Annotated in this window: 15 protein-coding genes; 11 read left to right on the top strand and 4 right to left on the bottom strand. The window is 68.2% G+C overall.

The window, feature by feature from the left end; all coding sequences use genetic code 11:
* Positions 1 to 43: 43 nt before the first annotated feature.
* A complete protein-coding gene (locus DTA15_RS04610) occupies positions 44 to 1,231 on the top strand; it encodes a glycosyltransferase (RefSeq protein WP_012493627.1) in 1,188 nt (395 codons plus the stop codon).
* A gap of 108 nt (positions 1,232 to 1,339) precedes the next feature.
* Here DTA15_RS04610 and DTA15_RS04605 read toward each other — a convergent pair whose 3' ends face one another.
* Positions 1,340 to 2,755: a hypothetical protein gene (locus DTA15_RS04605; RefSeq protein WP_012493626.1), complete on the bottom strand. Its 1,416-nt coding sequence runs from the start codon at positions 2,753 to 2,755 to the stop codon at positions 1,340 to 1,342.
* Between the two features lie 108 nt (positions 2,756 to 2,863).
* Positions 2,864 to 3,871, bottom strand: coding sequence for a hopanoid-associated sugar epimerase (gene hpnA, locus DTA15_RS04600; protein ID WP_006483842.1), 1,008 nt, complete (start codon positions 3,869 to 3,871; stop codon positions 2,864 to 2,866).
* A 152-nt stretch (positions 3,872 to 4,023) separates the two neighbouring features.
* On the opposite strand from hpnA, the gene DTA15_RS04595 reads away from it, so the two are divergent.
* From DTA15_RS04595 to DTA15_RS04585, 3 genes are all read left to right on the top strand, one after another.
* On the top strand, positions 4,024 to 4,320 hold the full coding sequence (locus DTA15_RS04595; protein WP_006480292.1) for an acylphosphatase: 297 nt from the start codon (positions 4,024 to 4,026) through the stop codon (positions 4,318 to 4,320).
* Positions 4,321 to 4,336: 16 nt separating this feature from the next.
* Positions 4,337 to 5,236 (top strand): EamA family transporter RarD, encoded by a 900-nt coding sequence (rarD, locus tag DTA15_RS04590; RefSeq protein WP_012493625.1) that lies wholly within the window; start codon positions 4,337 to 4,339, stop codon positions 5,234 to 5,236.
* 408 nt (positions 5,237 to 5,644) lie between these two features.
* Positions 5,645 to 6,769 (top strand): OpgC domain-containing protein, encoded by a 1,125-nt coding sequence (locus DTA15_RS04585; protein ID WP_006490174.1) that lies wholly within the window; start codon positions 5,645 to 5,647, stop codon positions 6,767 to 6,769.
* Between the two features lie 42 nt (positions 6,770 to 6,811).
* On the opposite strand, the gene DTA15_RS04580 is transcribed toward DTA15_RS04585, so the two are convergent.
* Both DTA15_RS04580 and DTA15_RS04575 read right to left on the bottom strand, forming a co-directional pair.
* Entirely contained in the window at positions 6,812 to 7,018 is a 207-nt protein-coding gene (locus DTA15_RS04580) for a hypothetical protein (protein ID WP_006490170.1), read from the bottom strand.
* Between the two features lie 120 nt (positions 7,019 to 7,138).
* Positions 7,139 to 8,659 carry a peptide MFS transporter gene (locus tag DTA15_RS04575; RefSeq protein WP_006490183.1) on the bottom strand — a complete coding sequence of 507 codons (1,521 nt, stop codon included), beginning with the start codon at positions 8,657 to 8,659 and terminating at the stop codon, positions 7,139 to 7,141.
* A 496-nt stretch (positions 8,660 to 9,155) separates the two neighbouring features.
* Here DTA15_RS04575 and DTA15_RS04565 point away from each other — a divergent pair, with 496 nt between their 5' ends.
* From DTA15_RS04565 to DTA15_RS04530, 7 genes are all read left to right on the top strand, one after another.
* The gene (locus DTA15_RS04565; protein ID WP_006490124.1) at positions 9,156 to 9,734 is read left to right on the top strand and encodes a cupin domain-containing protein; all 579 of its coding nucleotides are present in this window, start codon (positions 9,156 to 9,158) and stop codon (positions 9,732 to 9,734) included.
* Between the two features lie 179 nt (positions 9,735 to 9,913).
* Positions 9,914 to 11,527 carry a peptide ABC transporter substrate-binding protein gene (locus DTA15_RS04555; protein ID WP_012493623.1) on the top strand — a complete coding sequence of 538 codons (1,614 nt, stop codon included), beginning with the start codon at positions 9,914 to 9,916 and terminating at the stop codon, positions 11,525 to 11,527.
* Positions 11,528 to 11,538: 11 nt separating this feature from the next.
* A complete protein-coding gene (locus tag DTA15_RS04550) occupies positions 11,539 to 12,477 on the top strand; it encodes an ABC transporter permease subunit (RefSeq protein WP_006490137.1) in 939 nt (312 codons plus the stop codon).
* Positions 12,478 to 12,480: 3 nt separating this feature from the next.
* The gene (locus DTA15_RS04545; protein WP_006490122.1) at positions 12,481 to 13,383 is read left to right on the top strand and encodes an ABC transporter permease; all 903 of its coding nucleotides are present in this window, start codon (positions 12,481 to 12,483) and stop codon (positions 13,381 to 13,383) included.
* Between the two features lie 2 nt (positions 13,384 to 13,385).
* Positions 13,386 to 14,378, top strand: a complete 993-nt coding sequence (locus tag DTA15_RS04540; protein ID WP_006490178.1) for an ABC transporter ATP-binding protein — start codon at positions 13,386 to 13,388, stop codon at positions 14,376 to 14,378.
* Positions 14,375 to 15,394: an ABC transporter ATP-binding protein gene (locus DTA15_RS04535; protein ID WP_006490168.1), complete on the top strand. Its 1,020-nt coding sequence runs from the start codon at positions 14,375 to 14,377 to the stop codon at positions 15,392 to 15,394. The genes DTA15_RS04540 and DTA15_RS04535 overlap by 4 nt, the downstream gene beginning before the upstream one ends.
* A 165-nt stretch (positions 15,395 to 15,559) precedes the next feature.
* Entirely contained in the window at positions 15,560 to 17,026 is a 1,467-nt protein-coding gene (locus DTA15_RS04530; RefSeq protein ID WP_034178623.1) for an OprD family porin, read from the top strand.
* The last annotated feature ends 32 nt before the right edge of the window (positions 17,027 to 17,058 follow it).

Genomic DNA, 17,058 nt, shown 5'->3' with positions numbered 1-17,058 from the left:
CTATTAATTCCTACCCGGCCGGCGGGCGGCAGGAGGCAGGCCGATGATGCTGGCGCTTGCTTTCCTGGTGTCCGGCCTGTCGCTGGTGATCTGGATCGTGCTGCTCGTCGCGCGCGGCGGCTTCTGGCGCGCGCAGCCCGCGCGGCCGCTGCCGCCCGAGGCTCGCGGCGCGGCGGCCGAGGCGGGCTGGCCGGCCGTCGTGGCCGTGGTGCCGGCGCGCAACGAAGCCGACGTGATCGCTCGCGCGGCGACTTCGCTGCTCGAGCAGGACTATCCGGGCGAATTCCATCTGATCATCGTCGACGACCACAGCGACGACGGCACCGCCGACGCGGCCCGCGCGGCCGCGCTCGCGATCAACCGCGCCGACCGGCTGACGGTGCTGACCGCGAAGCCGCTGCCGGCCGGTTGGTCGGGCAAGGTGTGGGCGCAGTCGCAGGGGATCGCGGCCGTGCAGACGCTCGGCCTGCCGGCCGACTACCTGCTGCTGACGGATGCCGACATCGGCCATCCGCCCGACGCCGTCGCGCAGCTCGTCACGCGTGCGCAGGCCGAGCGTCGCGATCTCGTGTCGCTGATGGTGCGGCTGCGCTGCGACTCGTTCTGGGAAAAGGCGTTGATTCCGGCGTTCGTGTTCTTCTTCGCGAAGCTGTACCCGTTCTCGTGGATCAACAACCCGCGCAACCGGACGGCCGGTGCGGCCGGCGGCTGCATGCTCGTGAAGCGCACGGCGCTGGAAGAAGCGGGCGGCATCGAATCGATTCGCGGCGCGCTGATCGACGACTGCAGCCTCGCCGCGCAGATCAAGCACCGCGGCAGCGGCCGCCATCCGATCCGGCTCGATCTCGCCGATCGCAGCGTGTCGCTGCGCCCGTACGACAGCTGGCGCGACATCTGGAACATGATCGCGCGCACCGCGTTCACGCAGCTGCACTATTCGCCGCTGCTGCTGGCCGGCACGCTGCTCGGGATGACGATCATCTATCTGGTGCCGCCCGTCGTCGCGCTCGCCTACGGCGCGCGTGCATGGCCGGCGTGGCTCGCGTGGGCGTCGATGTGCGCCGCGTATGCGCCGATGCTGCGCTACTACCGGCGCTCGCCGCTGTGGGCGCCCGCGCTGCCGCTCGTCGCGCTGTTCTATGTGGGTGCGACGTTCGCGTCCGCGTGGCGTTACTGGCGCGGCAAGGGCGGCCAGTGGAAGGCGCGCGTGCAGGCGCCGGTGGATCGCTGAACGGGGCCGGGAGGCATGCCTCCCGGCAGCCGGACAGCAAACAGCCCGATCGGTGTGAACCGGTCGGGCTGTTTTATTTTCTGCCGTGTCGTATACCGATGCCGGCGCTTACCGCTGGGTCAGCATCATGTACATCTGGACCACGACGTCCGGCGAGAACGTGAACGGCACCCAGCCGTAGCCCGTGTGGCGGGCGACCAGCAGACGGTCGCCGTTCGACTGCTTCTGCACGGCCATCATCGGGTTCTTCGTCGTCACGAAACGCCAGCCGGCCGGAATGCCGGGCGGCGGCTCCGGCTGCATCGACGCGCGTGCGTGCGCGAGTTCCTCGATCAGCTGGCCCAGTTGCTCCGGATGCAGCGTGATCGATTCGCCGTTGATGGTCAGCGTGAGTTCGTTCTGGGACGGGCGCGCGACGTGCAGCGTCGCCTTGTCGGCCGGCGCGGCAACGGTGTCGCTGTCGGTTTCGGTTTCGCCCGCGGCGCCGGCTTGCGCCGCCGGGACGATCGCGGTTTCGGCGTCGGCGGCTGAGGTCGGCACCTCGGCTGCTTCGGCCGCAACCGGCGCGACTGCGTGCACGGCCGGCTCCGCTGCCGGCGTATCCGCCGGTGCCGGCTCGACGGCTTCGGCCGTCACCGCCGTGGCGGCCACCGCGTTCGTCGCGGCTTCCTTGACGACGGCCTCGACCAGCGCCTCGGCGTCGGCGATGGCCTTCGCGTGGTGCTGCGCGGCGGCTTCGGCCTGAGCGATCGCTTCGGTGTGGCGCTGCGTGAGGGCTTCGGCTTCGGCGGTCGCTTCGGCGTGGCGTTGCGCGGCGGCTTCGGCCTGGGCGATCGCTTCGGCGTGACGCTGCGTGATGGCTTCCGCCTCCGCGGTGGCTTCGTCGTGACGCCGGGCGGCGGCCTGCGTGTCGGCGAGCGCCTGCGTGTGACGCTGGGCGAGCGCCTCGGCCTCGGCAATCGCGGCCATGTGGCGCTGCGCGGCTGCTTCGGCTTCGGCGGTCGCTTCCGCATGGCGCTTCGCGGCGGCTTCCGCTTCGGCGGTCGCCGCGGCATGACGTTGCGCGGCCGCTTCGGCTTCGGTCGCGGCGGCGTGATGACGCTGCGCGGCGGCCTCGGCTTCGGCGATCGCCGCCGCGTGACGCTGCGACGCGGCTTCGGCATCCGCGTGACGTTGCGCGAGCGCTTCGGTCAGCGCGGTGGCTTCCGCATGGCGCTGCGAAGCGGCTTCGGCTTGCGCGGCGGCATCCGTATGACGTTGGGCGGCCGCTTCGGCGGCGGCGGTGGCATCGGCGTGGCGCCGCTGCGCGGCTTCGGCATCGGCGGCAGCGGCCGTGTGGCGCTGCGCGGCGGCCTGCGCGTCGGCTTCCGCCGCGGCGTGGCGCTCTGCCGCGGCCCGGGCTTCCGCTGCCGCGGCGCGCGCGAAGGCTTCCGCGCTGCGTGCCGCCTGCTGCGCGGCGTGGTGATCGTGGAGGAGCTGATCGACGCCCGTGGCGAGCGAAGCGATCTGATCGTTCAGGTTCATGCGTGTCTTCTCTGCGTAAGACCCGCGATTTTAACCGCTGCGCCGATGCCGGTCCGCGCGCGACGTGTAACAAAGTGCGCAAAGCGGCGCGAGGCGCGCCGCTTTGTGTTACTTGAGGTAGCCCGCCGAGCCGAACCAGTCCAGCGCATCGCGCAGCCCTTCGCGATACGGGCGCGCACGGTAGCCGAGCTCGCGCTCGGCCTTCGCCGACGTGAAATACATCTTGTTCTTCGACATCCGCAGCCCGTCGACGGTGACGAACGGCTCCTTCTTCGTGAACTTCGCGACCGCTTCGGCACCGACCGCGAGCGGGTACAGCGGCCAGCGCGGCAGCGCGATCGTCGGCGCCTTGCGGCCCGTCATCTGCGCGATGTCCGCGAGCATCTGCTGCAGCGGCAGGTTCTCGCCGCCGAGGATGTAGCGCTCGCCGATCCGGCCGCGCTCGAGGGCGAGGAAGTGGCCGTGCGCGACGTCGTCGACGTGCACGAGGTTCAGCCCCGTATCGACGAACGCGGGAATCTTGCCGAGCGCGGCCTCGACGATGATGCGGCCGGTCGGCGTCGGCTTCACGTCGCGCGGGCCGATCGGCGTCGACGGGTTGACGATCACGGCCGGCAGCCCTTCGTCGGCGATCATCCGTTCGACCGCGCGCTCCGCGAGCACCTTGCTGCGCTTGTAGACGCCGATCGCCTGCTCGGCCGTGAGCGGCCGGTTCTCGTCGGACGGATCGCCGGCGCTCGTCACCTTCAGCGTCGCGACGCTGCTCGTGTAGACGATCCGCTCGACGCCTGCCGCGCGGGCCGCGCGCATCGTCGCGACCGCGCCTTCGAGGTTCGCGCGCTCGATCTCGTCGGGGTCGGGCGCCCACAGCCGGTAGTCGGCCGCCACGTGCAGCAGGTAGCGCACGCCGCGCAGCGCGGCGCGCATCGACGCCTCGTCGCGCATGTCGCCGGTGACGATCTCGGCGTCGAGATCCGCGACGTTCGTGCGCGGGCTGGTCGGGCGCACCAGCACGCGCACCGCATAGCCTTTCTGCTGCGCGATGCGCGCGACGGCCGAGCCGACGAAACCGGACGCGCCGGTGACGAGAACGAGATCGCGGGAGGTATCAGTCATGCGTTTCCTTCAGGGCCGCGCGGGCGGCGCGGCGGTTGGGCATCGGCGAGATTGTACGTGGTCGGCGTGCGCGGCGACGCCCGGCCGGCGCGTGTGCGAAGCGGCCGACGCGACTACAATGCCGGGCTTGAATGCAACGGGAGGGCGACGCAATGAGCCGCAATGAGCTGGACGAACGGATCGAGACCTACTACGTGCGGGTGCGCGGCGTCGTGCAGGGCGTCGGCTTTCGTCATGCGACGGTGCGCGAGGCGCATGCGCTGAAGCTGCGCGGCTGGGTCGCGAATCTCGAGGACGGCACCGTCGAGGCGATGATCCAGGGCCCCGGCGCGCAGATCGACCGGATGCTCGCATGGCTGCGCCACGGGCCGCCCGCCGCGCGCGTGACCGAGGTGACGTTCGAGGAACGCCGGACCGAGAAGCGCTTCGAACGCTTCCAGCAGCAGTAAGAGGCGCACAACGATCATGACGGGGTATCCGGAGGCGGGGCGCGGCCTCATGCTGTCGGTGATGGCGTCGACGCTGTTCGCGCTGATGTCGGCTTACGCGAAACTGCTCGCGCCGCTCACGGGCCTCGACATCTTCGCGTGGCGCGTCGTGTGGACCGCGCCGGGCGCGCTCGCGCTGATCGCGCTGCGCGGCCGCTGGCCGGCGCTCGTCGGGCTGGCGCGGCGCTGCGCGCGCGACTGGCGCCTGCTGATCGCGCTGCCGGTGAGCGCGGCGCTGCTCGGCGTGCAGCTGTGGCTGTTCCTGTGGGCGCCGCTGCACGGCCGCATGCTCGAAGTGTCGCTCGGCTATTTCCTGCTGCCGCTGACGATGGTGCTCGTCGGCCGCTTCTACTATCACGAGCGGCTCGACCCGCTGCAATGGGCGGCGGTCGCCTGTGCGGCGCTCGGCGTCGCGCACGAGGTGTGGGCGACGCGCGCATTCGCATGGCCGACGCTGGTCGTCGCGCTCGGCTATCCGCCGTATTTCGTGCTGCGCCGGCGCATCAACGCCGATTCGCTGGCCGCGTTCGCGATCGAGATCGCGCTGCTGTGCCCGATCGCGCTCGCGATGGTCGCGACGAGCACCACGCGCGTCGCCGGCCATCCGCTGCTGTGGGCCGTGCTGCTGCCGGGGCTCGGCATCCTCAGCACGCTCGCGCTGGCGAGCTACCTGAAGGCGAGCCGGATGCTGCCGATGGCGCTGTTCGGGATTCTCGGCTACGTCGAGCCCGTGCTGCTCGTCGTGGTGTCGCTGCTGCTGCTCGGTGAAACGCTGAGCGTCGCGCAGCTCGCGACGTACGGGCCGATCTGGATCGCCGTCGCGCTGACCGCTTGGCACAGCGCGATGCTGATGCGGCGCCTGCCCGCGCGCGGTTAACCGCATCGTCGCGATGCGCCGGCCGCGCGGAACGCGCCGCGCGTCGCGCTTCATCCGAGCGTCGAACACCGCGCGTTGTGTCGCCGACTCCCTCGATCCTGACCGCCAACTGGCGACGCGCTGACGCGAATCTGGCGACGCTGCCTGCTTCGCCGCGCAACGCTCGCGCTTGTAATCGAACAGAAGATTCGGTTGCACTTTGTTACTTAGGGTCTCCCCTGATCGGCTACTAGACTGGCCTGACCGACTTCCCTTCGTATGCAGCTTTTCCATGAACGGTCACCTCCGCGCCAAGCCGGCCGGGTTGGCGCGATGCGAGCATACGCGTATCGCCGCCGATCGCGCTCGCCTGCCTTTTCCCGATCCTTTCCACGGTGCGCGTCGCACCGCCGCCGCACAGGTGGGCTCATGTCGTTGAGCCCGCCGCCTTCCGTCACGGTCCAGCCGTCGCGCGGCGGCCGCCTGATCGAAATCGACTTCTTCCGCGGGCTCGTGCTGTTGATGATCGTCGTCGATCACATCGGCGCGAGCGTGCTGTCGCGCGTGACGCTGCACGCGTTCGCGCTGTGCGACGCGGCCGAGGTGTTCGTGTTCCTCGGCGGCTTCGCGACCGCGAGCGCATACGGCGCGATCGCCGAGCGGCACGGCGCGCGCGCCGCGCAGCGGCGTTTCGTGCGGCGCGCGATGCAGATCTACCGCGCGTTTCTCGCGACGTCGACGCTGATGCTCGTCGTGTCGGTGGTGCTCGATCACTACGGGATCGATGCGCCGAACCTCGCGCTCGACGACGTCAGCGTGATGCTCGCGTCGCCGCTCACGGGCGCCGCCGAGCTGCTGACGTTCCAGCGCCAGCCGTATCTGGCGTCGGTGCTGCCGATGTACGTGCTGTTCGCGCTCGCGTCGCCGGTGCTGGTGCCGTTCGCGCGGCGCCATCCGTGGCTGCTCGTGGCGCTCAGCGTCGCGTCGTGGCTGGCGGCGGGCTGGCTCGGCCCGGAACTGCTGGACACCGACGGTTTCCGCTGGAGCTTCAATCCGTTCGCGTGGCAACTGATGTTCGTCGCCGGCGTGCTCGCGCGCTGCCAGCCGTTCTACCGCCGCATCGCGCTCGGCCGCTGGGGCGCCGCGGCGACCGGGCTCGCATGCGCGATCGTGCTCGGCTGCGCGAGCTACAAGCTGTTCTCGGGGCTGCCGGTGCCGGAAGGCGTGCTCAAGCGCGATCTCGCGCTGCCGCGCGTCGTGAGCTTCGCGGCCGTCGCGTGGCTGATGGCCGATTGCGTGCGCTTCGGCTGGATCGCGCGGATCGCACAGGGCGTGCGGCCCGTCGTGGCGGTCGGCCAGCGCGGGCTGATCTGCTTCGTCGCGGGCGCGGCGATCTCGCTCGTGATCGATTCGCTGCTGCATCCGGCCGTGCGCAGCGCCGATCTGCGGCATGTCGGCGTGGGCCTCGTGGCCGACGCATGCGCGGTCGGGCTGATGATGGCGGTAGCCGGTTCGGGAACGTGGATCGCGCGATGGCGCGGCGCGGCGGCGTAGGCGCGCGACGGATGCGGGCGGCGCGGCAGGCGCCGCGCGGCGTCAGTGAGGTGAGCCGATACGGGAGCGGGGCGTGGCGGATGCGTCGTCGGATTCGGCGTCTTCGCGTTCGTCCTGCGCCGGGTCGTCGCGCTCCGCGAGGACCGCATCGGCTTCGGCCGCGGCCCGGGCGGCGCGCATCGCGGTGCAGCGCTGCGCGTGCCGGATGTCCGACAGAATCCTCAAAAGCCGCGTCGTCTTGCTTTTCATCGTGTTCTCCCGCCAGTGCGCATCGCGCGAAGCGGATGCGTTGCCTGCAACCAGTGTAGGACGCGTTCGCGTGTCTGGCGGGAGAATGTGGCGTGCGAGCCGCACGCCGAGGGATAGTCCTTACTGCGCGGCGGTGGCGGCCTGCGCCTGCAGCGCTTCTTCGCGGCGCTCGTCGGTGCAGCGCTGATGCTGGCGCGACAGGCGGTTCATCAGCGGCAGCAGCAGCAGCGCGAGCAGCATGCCGATCGCGGCGAGCCAGCCGAGCTTCTCGAACAGCGACAGGTAGAGCGGCAGCGATTCGGTGGCCGGCAGTTCGTGCGACGGCATCTGCGCGAAGTTCGCGACGACGCTGCCCAGATACTGCGACACGCCCGTCGCGACGAAATACGCGCCCATCATGAAGCCGCTCATGCGCGCCGGCACGTAGCGGGCGATCATCGCGAGGCCGAGGCCGCTCACCAGCAGCTCGCCGAGCGAGTACAGGCCGTAGCCCCACACCATGAACCACGACGACACGCGGCCGTCGACCGCGTAGCGGCCGCTGATCGTGAACACCAGGTAGCCGGCGGCGACCGCGCCGAAACCGAGCGCGTACTTCGCCGCGACCGGCAGGTCGCGGCCGCCCTTCGCGACGGCGTTGTAGACCCACACGAGCACCGGGCTCAGCAGCATGATCCAGATCGGGTTCAGCGCTTGGAACTGCGCGGCGCTCCACGTGAACAGCGTCGTGCCGAACAGCATGAAGCGCGGATCGACGTTGCGCAGCGCGAACAGCGTCAACGACGTCGACATCTGCACGTAGAAGATGAAGAACAGGATCACCTGGCCGATCAGCACGAGCGCCGCGATCAGGCCCGCGCGCTCCGAGCGCTCCGACTTCGCGATCATGTACGCGAAGATCGCGAGGATCGCGAATGCCGCCGTCCACACGCTCGCGACCGCGAGCTGCTTGTGCTGCAGCACGTACAGCGTGATCAGCGCGAGCCCGACGCCGCCGGCCGCGACCGCGCCGAGGCGCTTCCAGCGGATCGGCTCGTCGTCCGGCTGCGAGCCGACGTGCGCGAGCGTGCGGTGCATCAGCATGAAGTTGAGGATCGCGAGCAGCATGCCGCCGCAGCAGACCGCGAACGCGGTGTGCCAGCCCCAGTGATCCTTGATCCACGGCGTCGCGAGCATCGACACCGTCGAGCCGATGTTGACCGCCATGTAGTAGATCGTGAACGCGCTGTCGATGCGCGCGTCGTCGCCTTCGTAGATGCGGCGCACGAGGTTTGCCGCGTTGGCCTTGAACAGGCCGTTGCCGACGACGATCACGCCGAGCGACGCATACATGTACGTCAGGTGATCGTTCGGCACCGCGAGCATCAGGTAGCCGGCGCACAGCACCGACGCGCCGATGATCATCGTGCGGCGGGCGCCGAGCACCTTGTCGCCGATCCAGCCGCCGATCGACGGCGCGGCGTAGACGAGTGCGGTGAACGCACCCCAGGTCAGGTTCGCGTGGCTGTCGGTGAAGCCGAGCCGGTCGACCATGAAGAGGACCAGGAGCGCGGCCATGCCGTAGTAGCCGAAGCGCTCCCACATTTCGATGAGGAAGACCGTCGTAAACGATCGGGTTTGGGAAACAGGTGAATGCATCATCAATCTCGTTGAAACGGACGGCACGGATCACGCGTCGTCTTGGGTCGAACTGGCGCCGGTGCACAATCGGCCGGATAGGCTTGTGCAGGCGATGGAACAGTCGGGCGGTTAGCCCGGGCCGGGGTCGGACACCGCCTGATGGGGCGGGGAAGGTCCCCGACCGGCGCGCGCATGGTAGCGGGTGCCGGTCCGGTGCGACAGGTGGGCGCTACCTAGGGAAACTCCCGATGTGGCAGCAGCTTTCAGCAACATTCGTCTCATCATCTAGTTGTAAGCATTGGCGCAGGTCCTCCGAAGATTCCCGGAGAGCCGCTTGCAGCTTGCCTGTGAAGCCGGCGAGTCTGGCAAGATAGCGCGTCGTTTCGTTCGCTTCGTGCCCTGTTTAGTGCACCAGGCTCAACACCGAAGACGTGTACGAACCCGAAGATTAAGCTATCTCTAATTAACTTAGTTACTTTCCATCAAACATTTTTTGACGATCACTTTTCGGCCTGCTATGGTTCCCCCCACTGAAAACTCGCGATCGGCAGACGCTGTCGCACTCGGCAGCAAGATTCGCGCGTTGCGCCAACGTCTGAAGCGCACGCTCGACGACACCGCTACCGCCGCGGGGATTTCGAAGCCGTTTCTGTCTCAAGTCGAGCGCGGGCTCGCGTCGCCGTCACTGACGTCGCTGGCCGGTATCGCCCACGCGCTCGGTGTGACGGTGCAGTACTTCGTGGATACGCCGAGTGAAGAACGCTCGGTCTGCCGAGGCGATCAGTTGCGCTTCTTCGGGTTCGCCGATTCGACGAACCTGTTCGCGAGGCTGACGAACGTGTCCGAAGGGCGCCAGCTGGAGGCGATCCTCGTGAGGATGCCGCCGGGGCAGAAACGGTCCGAGGTGACGACACATGCAGGAGAGGAGTTCCTGTACGTGATTGAAGGGGAAGTGTCGCTGACGCTGGAAGGCAAGACGTTCGTCCTGCAGGCCGGTGACAGTTCGCACTATCAGTCGACGGTCCCGCACAGCTGGGTCAACACCGCGAAGATCGAGTCGGTGGTGGTCTGGGTCGGGACACCGAGGCTGTTCTAACGCACAGGTATTCCTTCGTTTCTTCGACGGGATGCCTGTCGAAAGAAATGTAAGGAATACTAACATGCAATACGAGAACCACGGGCCTCCTCAATCGCTGCACCCGTCAGCGTCTCACGCGTAAGCCGCGGCATCCGCCGCGCGACGCTCACCGAACACACCTTCTCAAGACTGCCACGATGAAATCCTTGCATGCCATGTCGGCCGTGCTGGCCGCGCTCGCCCTGACGACGCCCGTCGCCCACGCCGTGACCGTTCCGTCCAACGTCACGCTCGCTCCGCAACAGGACCTGACGCGACAGGTGCCCGCCGAAGTCGAGTCGCTCGACCCCGCGCACATCGAATCGTGGACCGGCAACACGATCGGCCTCGACCTGTTCGAAGGGCTCGCGCGCATCGATGCGGCCGGCCAGGTCGTGCCGGGCGTCGCGCTGTCGTGGGAACGCAAGACGCCGCAGACGTGGATCTTCAAGCTTCGCCACGACGCGAAGTGGAGCAACGGCCAGCCGGTGACGGCCGCCGATTTCGTCTATTCGTGGCAGCGCCTCGTCGATCCGAAGACGGGCTCGAAATACACGATCCTCGTCGAGTTCATCAAGAACTCGAAGGACATCATCGCGGGCAAGGCCGCGCCGTCGACGCTCGGCGTGCGCGCCGTCGATCCGTACACGCTCGAGGTGACGACCGACGTGCCCGTCGCGTTCTTCCCCGAACTGACCGCGATGGCGCCGCTCGCGCCGGTGAACAAGGACGTGGTCGCGAAGTTCGGCGACGCATGGACGCGCCCGGGCAACATCGTCAGCAACGGCGCGTACCAGCTCGTCGACTGGCAGCCGAACAACCGCATCGTGGCGACGAAGGACGCGAAGTACTGGAACGCGTCGAAGGTCGTGATCAACAAGGTCACGTACCTGCCGATCGAAAGCGACGAAACCGCGATGCGCATGTACCAGGCCGGCCAGATCGACTACAGCTACTCGATCCCGTCGGGCATCTTCCAGCAGGTCAGCAAGCAGTTCGGCGCCGAACTGCGCCCGGGCCTGCAACTCGCGACCTACTACTACTACCTGAACAACAGCGACGCGGCGCTGAAGGACAAGCGCGTGCGCCAGGCGCTGTCGATGGTGATCGATCGCGACGTGCTGACGTCGAAGCTCACGCAGGCCGGCGAGAAGCCGATGTACGGGCTGATGCCGAACGGCACGAAGGGCGTGCAGCCGTTCACGCCGGAATGGGCGTCGTGGCCGATGGCCAAGCGCATCGCGACCGCGAAGGACCTGCTGAAGCAGGCTGGCTACTCGGACGCGAAGCCGCTGTCGTTCACGCTCACGTACAACACCAACGACCTGCACAAGAAGGTCGCGCTGTTCACCGCATCGGAATGGCGCACCAAGCTCGGCATCACCACGAAGCTCGAGAACGTCGAGTTCAAGGTGCTGATGAAGCAGCGGCATGACGGCAAGGTGCAGATCGCGCGCGACGGCTGGTTCGCCGACTACAACGACGCGATGACCTTCTTCGACCTGATCCGCTGCGGCAGCTCGCAGAACACCGTCGGCTACTGCAACAAGCAGATGGACGCGCTCGTCGACGAAGGCAACCAGAAGCTCGACGACCAGGCGCGCACCGCGCTGCTCACGCAGGCGCACGACATGGCGATGAAGGACACGCCGATGGTGCCGCTGTTCCAGTATTCGGCCGATCGTCTCGTGAAGCCCTACGTGGGCGGCTATTCGCTGAAGAACGTGATCGACATGCGTGCTTCGCAGGACCTGTACCTGATCAAGCACTGAGCGGAGCGATCATGCTGGCCTATGCATTGAGGCGCACGTTGTGGGCGGTGCCGACGATCCTCGCGGTCATCACCGTCTGCTACCTGCTGCTGCATTTCACGCCCGGCGGCCCGTTCGATACGGAGAAGCAGCTGTCCGCCGCGACGCTTGCGAACCTGAACGCGAAATACCACCTCGACGAGCCGCTGTGGAAGCAGTACCTGCTGTATCTCGGCTCGCTGCTGCACGGCGATCTCGGCCCGTCGTTCCGTTACGTCGACTGGTCGGTGAACGATCTCGTGAAGAAGGCGCTGCCGGTGAGCCTCGGCGTGGGCGGCGTGTCGATCCCGGTCTCGATCGTGCTCGGCGTGCTGCTCGGCACCGTCGCGGCCGTGCGCCGCGACAGCGTGATCGACCGCTTCGTGATGCTGATCGGCAACTTCGGCAACGTCGTGCCGCCGTTCGTGCTCGGGCCGGTGCTCGTGTGGATCTTCGCGATCCTGCTGAAGACGTCGGCCGGCAACGGCTGGCTGCCGGCCGGTGGCTGGGGCGACGGCGGCTGGCAATACCGGCTGCTGCCGATCGTGCTGCTGACCTTCATCAACGTGTCGCTGCTCGCGCGCGTGATGCGCGGCTCGATGATCGAGACGCTGTCGAGCAACTACATCCGCACCGCGCGGGCGAAGGGCCTGCCGGGCTCGACGATCGTGCTGCGTCATGCGCTGAAGCCCGCGCTGATGCCGGTCGTGTCGCTGTTCGGCACGGTCTGCATCACGTCGATCACGGCGGCCGTCGTCACCGAATCGGTGTTCGCGCTGCCGGGCCTCGGGCAGCTCGTCGTGAACGGCGCGATCAACCGCGACTACACGCTGGTGCTCGGCCTCGTCGTGCTGACGACCGTCTGCGCGGTGCTGTTCAACCTGCTGGTCGACCTCGCGTACGCGTGGCTCGATCCGCGCATCCGTTATTGAGCGATGACTCCGACCACTCCCGTCGTCGGCCTGCCCGTGCAGACCGATTCGCCGCCGCGTTCGCGCTCGCCGCTCGAGCTGGCGTTCGCGCGCTTCCTTCACAACCGCGCGGCCGTGTTCAGCCTCGTGCTGCTCGCGCTGATCACGCTCGCGTGCTTCGTCGGCCCGTGGCTGCTCGCGGCCGATCCCGCCGCGAGCGACTGGGGCGCGATCAGCCTGCCGCCGACCTGGGCGAACCAGCACTGGTTCGGCACCGACGAGCTCGGCCGCGACCTGCTCGTGCGCACGCTGATCGGCGGCCGCGTCTCGATCGAGGTCGGCCTGCTCGGCACGCTCGTGTCGGGCCTGTTCGGCGTCGCGTGGGGCGCGACCGCGGGCTTCGCGGGCGGCCGCGTCGACTCCGTGATGATGCGCGTCGTCGACATGATGTACGCGATCCCGTACCTGCTGATCGCGATCCTGATGATGACCCTGTTCGGCCGCTCGTTCATGCTGGTCGTGCTGACCATCAGCGCGTTCTCGTGGATCGACATGGCGCGCGTCGTGCGCGGCCAGACGCTGTCGCTGCGCAATCGCGAGTTCGTCGACGCGGCGCGCGCGATCGGCGTGTCGCCGGGGTCGATCGTGCTGCGCCACGTCGTGCCGAACCTGCTCGGCGTGGTCGTCGTGTACGCGACGGTCTCGGTGCCGAACATCGTGCTGACCGAATCGGTGCTGTCGTTCCTCGGCCTCGGCGTGCAGGAACCGATGACGAGCTGGGGCGTGCTGATCCAGGACGGCGCGCAGAAACTGGAATCGATGCCGTGGCTGCTGCTGGCCCCGGCCGTCATGCTGTGCGTGACGCTCTACTGCGTGAACTTCGTCGGCGACGGCCTGCGTGACGCGCTCGACCCGAAGGATCGCTGAAGATGGCAGCTCTATTGGAAGTGGAAAATCTCGGCGTGCGCTTCACGCGCAAGGATGCGCCGCCGATCGACGCCGTGAACGGCGTGTCGTTCTCGCTCGAAGCCGGCAAGACGCTCGGCATCGTCGGCGAATCGGGCTCGGGCAAGAGCCAGACCGTGATGGCGCTGCTCGGCCTGCTGGCCGGCAACGGCACGACGACCGGCACCGCGCGCTACCGCGGCGACAACCTGCTCGAGATGGATACGCGCGCATTGAACGCCGTGCGCGGCGACCGCATCGCGATGATCTTCCAGGATCCGATGACGTCGCTCAATCCGTTCCTGACGATCGAGCGGCAGATGACCGAGACGCTGCAGCTGCATCGCAGGCTGTCGCGCAAGGAAGCCACGAAGCGCGCGATCGACGCGCTCGAATCGGTGCGCATTCCCGACGCGGCGCGCCGCATCCGCATGTATCCGCACGAGTTCTCGGGCGGCATGCGGCAGCGCGTGATGATCGCGATGGCGCTGCTGTCCGAGCCGGAAATCCTGATCGCCGACGAGCCGACCACCGCGCTCGACGTGACCGTGCAGGCGCAGATCATCGACCTGCTGCGCGAGCTGAACCGCGAGCGCGGCACCGCGATCGTGCTGATCACGCACGACATGGGCGTGGTCGCCGGCCTCGCGGACGACGTGATGGTCATGTACGCGGGCCGCACCGTCGAATACGCGCCGGCCGACTCCATTTTCGCGGCGCCGTCGCATCCGTACACGATCGGCCTGCTCAACGCGCTGCCGCGGCTGACCGATGCGGACGATGCGCCGCTCGTCGCGATTCCCGGCAACCCGCCGATGCCCGGCACCGCGCCGGCCGGCTGCGCGTTCGCGAAGCGCTGCACGTATGCGGAAGAACGCTGCGGCGCCGCGCGCCCGGCGCTCGAAACCTATGGCGCCGCGGGCGCGGTGCGCGCGTGCCACCGCCCGGTGGCCGATCTGACGGGAGGTCTGCGATGAGCGTCGATGAACGCCGCCCAGCCGGCGCGACGGACGACACGCTGCTGTCCGTCGAGAACTTGAAGGTGCATTTCCGCGTGCCGCTCGGCGGCTATCCGTGGTCGCCGAAGGGCACGCTGCGCGCAGTCGACGGTGTGTCGTTCGACGTGAAGCGCGGCGAGACGGTCGGGCTCGTCGGCGAGTCGGGCTGCGGGAAGTCGACGCTGGCGCGCGCATTGATCGGCCTCGTGCCGATGACGGCCGGCACCGTGAAATGGCGCGGCCAGGCCGTCGCGCCCGATCACCTGCGCGGCACCGCGATGCGGCGCGAAGTGCAGATGATCTTCCAGGATCCGCTCGCGTCGCTCGACCCGCGCATGACGATCGAGCAGGTCGTCGCGGAGCCGCTCGTCACGCATCACGCCGGCCTCGGCCGCACCGAAGTGCGCCGCCGCGTGGTCACGATGCTCGAACGCGTCGGCCTGAACGCGCATCACCTGCTGCGTTATCCGCATGAATTTTCCGGCGGGCAGTGCCAGCGCGTCGGCATCGCGCGTGCGCTGATCGGCGAGCCGAAGCTCGTGATCTGCGACGAACCCGTATCGGCGCTCGACGTGTCGATCCAGGCGCAGATCGTGAACCTGCTGCGCGATCTTCAGCGTGAACTGTCGTTGTCCTATCTGTTCGTCGCGCACGACCTGGCGGTGGTGAAGGCCATCAGCCAGCGCGTGCTCGTGATGTATCTCGGCCGCGTGATGGAGTTCGGCACGCGGCAGGACGTGTACGGCGTGCCGCAACACCCGTACACGAAGGCGCTGCTCGATGCGGCGCCGACGCCGGAGCCGGCGCGCGAGCGTGCTCGCCGTCCGATGCTGCTGGCGGGCGAGATGCCCTCGCCGCTCAACCCGCCGTCCGGCTGCGCGTTCCGCACGCGCTGCCCGGTCGCGATCGACGCGTGCGCGCAGGACGTGCCGCTGCCGGAAGTACGGCACGGCTCGGCGGCGCGCGTCGCGTGCATCCGCGCGGGCGCGGCGTGATGTGAAGTGACGCAGCAAACATAACCAAGGCAGGTCAACAGGGGTAGGTGCGGCGCGAACGATCTTCGCGCTGCGGGTACAGGCGCGTCCTTAGCCGGGCTCGCCGGGGGGCTGGAAGCGGATCGCAACCGGCGTGGACGATATCAACACAAGACGAGAATGATGATGAAAAAGCAGAAGACGATCGGGACGGCATCGAAGATGCTGCTTGCATGGGGACTGCCGGCGCTCGCCGGCGTCTCGCTGACGGGTGTCGCGCACGCGGACGACGCGGTGCCGCTGACGGTCGCGCAGGCCGCACCGGCCGCCGGTACGGGCACGGCCGTTGCGCAGGCGCCGACCCAGAACGCCATTGTCAACGCCGAGGCGACCCAGGCCGTCACGCCGCCCGACGAGCCGTCGGCGCAGTCGAAATCGAAGGGCTTCATCGCCGACAGCCATCTCGACTTCCTGTTCCGCAACTATTCGGACATCCTCGACAACAAGGGCGGGCCGCACCGCCATGCGTGGGTCCAGGGCGTGATGGCGAACTTCGAGTCCGGCTATACGGCGGGCCTGATCGGCTTCGGCGTGGACGCGTCGCTGTACGCGGGCCTGAAACTCGACGGCGGCGCGGGCGCGGGCAACATGGTGCACGTGGCGAAGGGCGGCGGCGGGTCGAACCAGCTTGCATGGGCGTACCCGGGCATCTACGACGTGAAGGCGCGCATCTCGAACACGGTGGTCAAGTACGGTCTGCAGGCCGTCGACAACCCGTTCATGGAGCAGCACGACAACCGTGCGCTGCCGCCGACGTTCCTCGGCGCGACGATCGTCAGCAATGAATTCAAGAACGTGATGCTCGAGGCCGGCAGCTTCACGAAGACCGACGCGCGCGGTCATACGACGCTCACCAACCTGACGACGCAATACGGCGGCACGCGCGTCAATCGCCTGACCTACGTCGGCGGCACGTGGGACTACTCGCCGAACGGCGAAGTCGCGCTGTACGCGAACCAGGCCGACGACGTGTGGCACCAGTACTACGCGTCGGTGAAGCACAGCATCGGCAGCCCGCAGACGATCAAGTGGACCGGCTTCGGCAACGTCTACTCGACGCACGACACGGGCGATGCGCTGCAGGGCAAGATCAACAACAACGCGTACAGCCTGTCGGTGGCCGCGCAGCACGGCCCGCACGAGCTGCTGCTCGGCTTCCAGCAGGTGCTCGGCGACCAGTTCTTCGACTACCTGAACGAAACGAACGGCATCTTCCTGACCAACTCGATGGACGTCGACTACAACGCGCCGCACGAAAAGTCGCTGCAGCTGCGTTACACGTTCTACGGCAAGGAAGCGGGCCTGCCGGGCTTCAAGGCGATGGTGTGGGGCGTGACGGGCTGGGGCGCGGACGGCAGCGCGGGTGCGGCGAACGACCCGAGCAAGTCGAGCATCTACTGGAGCAACGGCGCGCCGGTGCAGGGCCGTCACCACGAGTTCGGCTTCATCCCGTCGTACACGTTCCAGAGCGGCAAGCTGAAGGACACGAAGGTCACGTTCATCGCGATGTGGCACAACGGCTCGTCCCACTACTCGGACGCGACCAACAAGGAATACCGTCTGGTCGTGAACCTGCCGCTGCACGCGTTCTGATGCGAAGGGGGCGCAACGCCCCCTGTCCGGAC

The sequence above is a fragment of the Burkholderia cenocepacia genome, from assembly GCF_900446215.1.
GTDB lineage: Bacteria > Pseudomonadota > Gammaproteobacteria > Burkholderiales > Burkholderiaceae > Burkholderia > Burkholderia cenocepacia.
Note: the sequence above shows the minus strand (reverse complement) of the source record. Positions and strands in the feature narration are given on the sequence as shown.

Coding starts and splice junctions, on each gene's coding strand:
- DTA15_RS04610 (WP_012493627.1), top strand. CDS start 44: ATGATGCTGGCGCTTGCTTTCCTGGTGTCCGGCCTGTCGCTGGTGATC.
- DTA15_RS04605 (WP_012493626.1), bottom strand. CDS start 2,755: ATGAACCTGAACGATCAGATCGCTTCGCTCGCCACGGGCGTCGATCAG.
- hpnA (WP_006483842.1), bottom strand. CDS start 3,871: ATGACTGATACCTCCCGCGATCTCGTTCTCGTCACCGGCGCGTCCGGT.
- DTA15_RS04595 (WP_006480292.1), top strand. CDS start 4,024: ATGAGCCGCAATGAGCTGGACGAACGGATCGAGACCTACTACGTGCGG.
- rarD (WP_012493625.1), top strand. CDS start 4,337: ATGACGGGGTATCCGGAGGCGGGGCGCGGCCTCATGCTGTCGGTGATG.
- DTA15_RS04585 (WP_006490174.1), top strand. CDS start 5,645: ATGTCGTTGAGCCCGCCGCCTTCCGTCACGGTCCAGCCGTCGCGCGGC.
- DTA15_RS04580 (WP_006490170.1), bottom strand. CDS start 7,018: ATGAAAAGCAAGACGACGCGGCTTTTGAGGATTCTGTCGGACATCCGG.
- DTA15_RS04575 (WP_006490183.1), bottom strand. CDS start 8,659: ATGATGCATTCACCTGTTTCCCAAACCCGATCGTTTACGACGGTCTTC.
- DTA15_RS04565 (WP_006490124.1), top strand. CDS start 9,156: ATGGTTCCCCCCACTGAAAACTCGCGATCGGCAGACGCTGTCGCACTC.
- DTA15_RS04555 (WP_012493623.1), top strand. CDS start 9,914: ATGAAATCCTTGCATGCCATGTCGGCCGTGCTGGCCGCGCTCGCCCTG.
- DTA15_RS04550 (WP_006490137.1), top strand. CDS start 11,539: ATGCTGGCCTATGCATTGAGGCGCACGTTGTGGGCGGTGCCGACGATC.
- DTA15_RS04545 (WP_006490122.1), top strand. CDS start 12,481: ATGACTCCGACCACTCCCGTCGTCGGCCTGCCCGTGCAGACCGATTCG.
- DTA15_RS04540 (WP_006490178.1), top strand. CDS start 13,386: ATGGCAGCTCTATTGGAAGTGGAAAATCTCGGCGTGCGCTTCACGCGC.
- DTA15_RS04535 (WP_006490168.1), top strand. CDS start 14,375: ATGAGCGTCGATGAACGCCGCCCAGCCGGCGCGACGGACGACACGCTG.
- DTA15_RS04530 (WP_034178623.1), top strand. CDS start 15,560: ATGAAAAAGCAGAAGACGATCGGGACGGCATCGAAGATGCTGCTTGCA.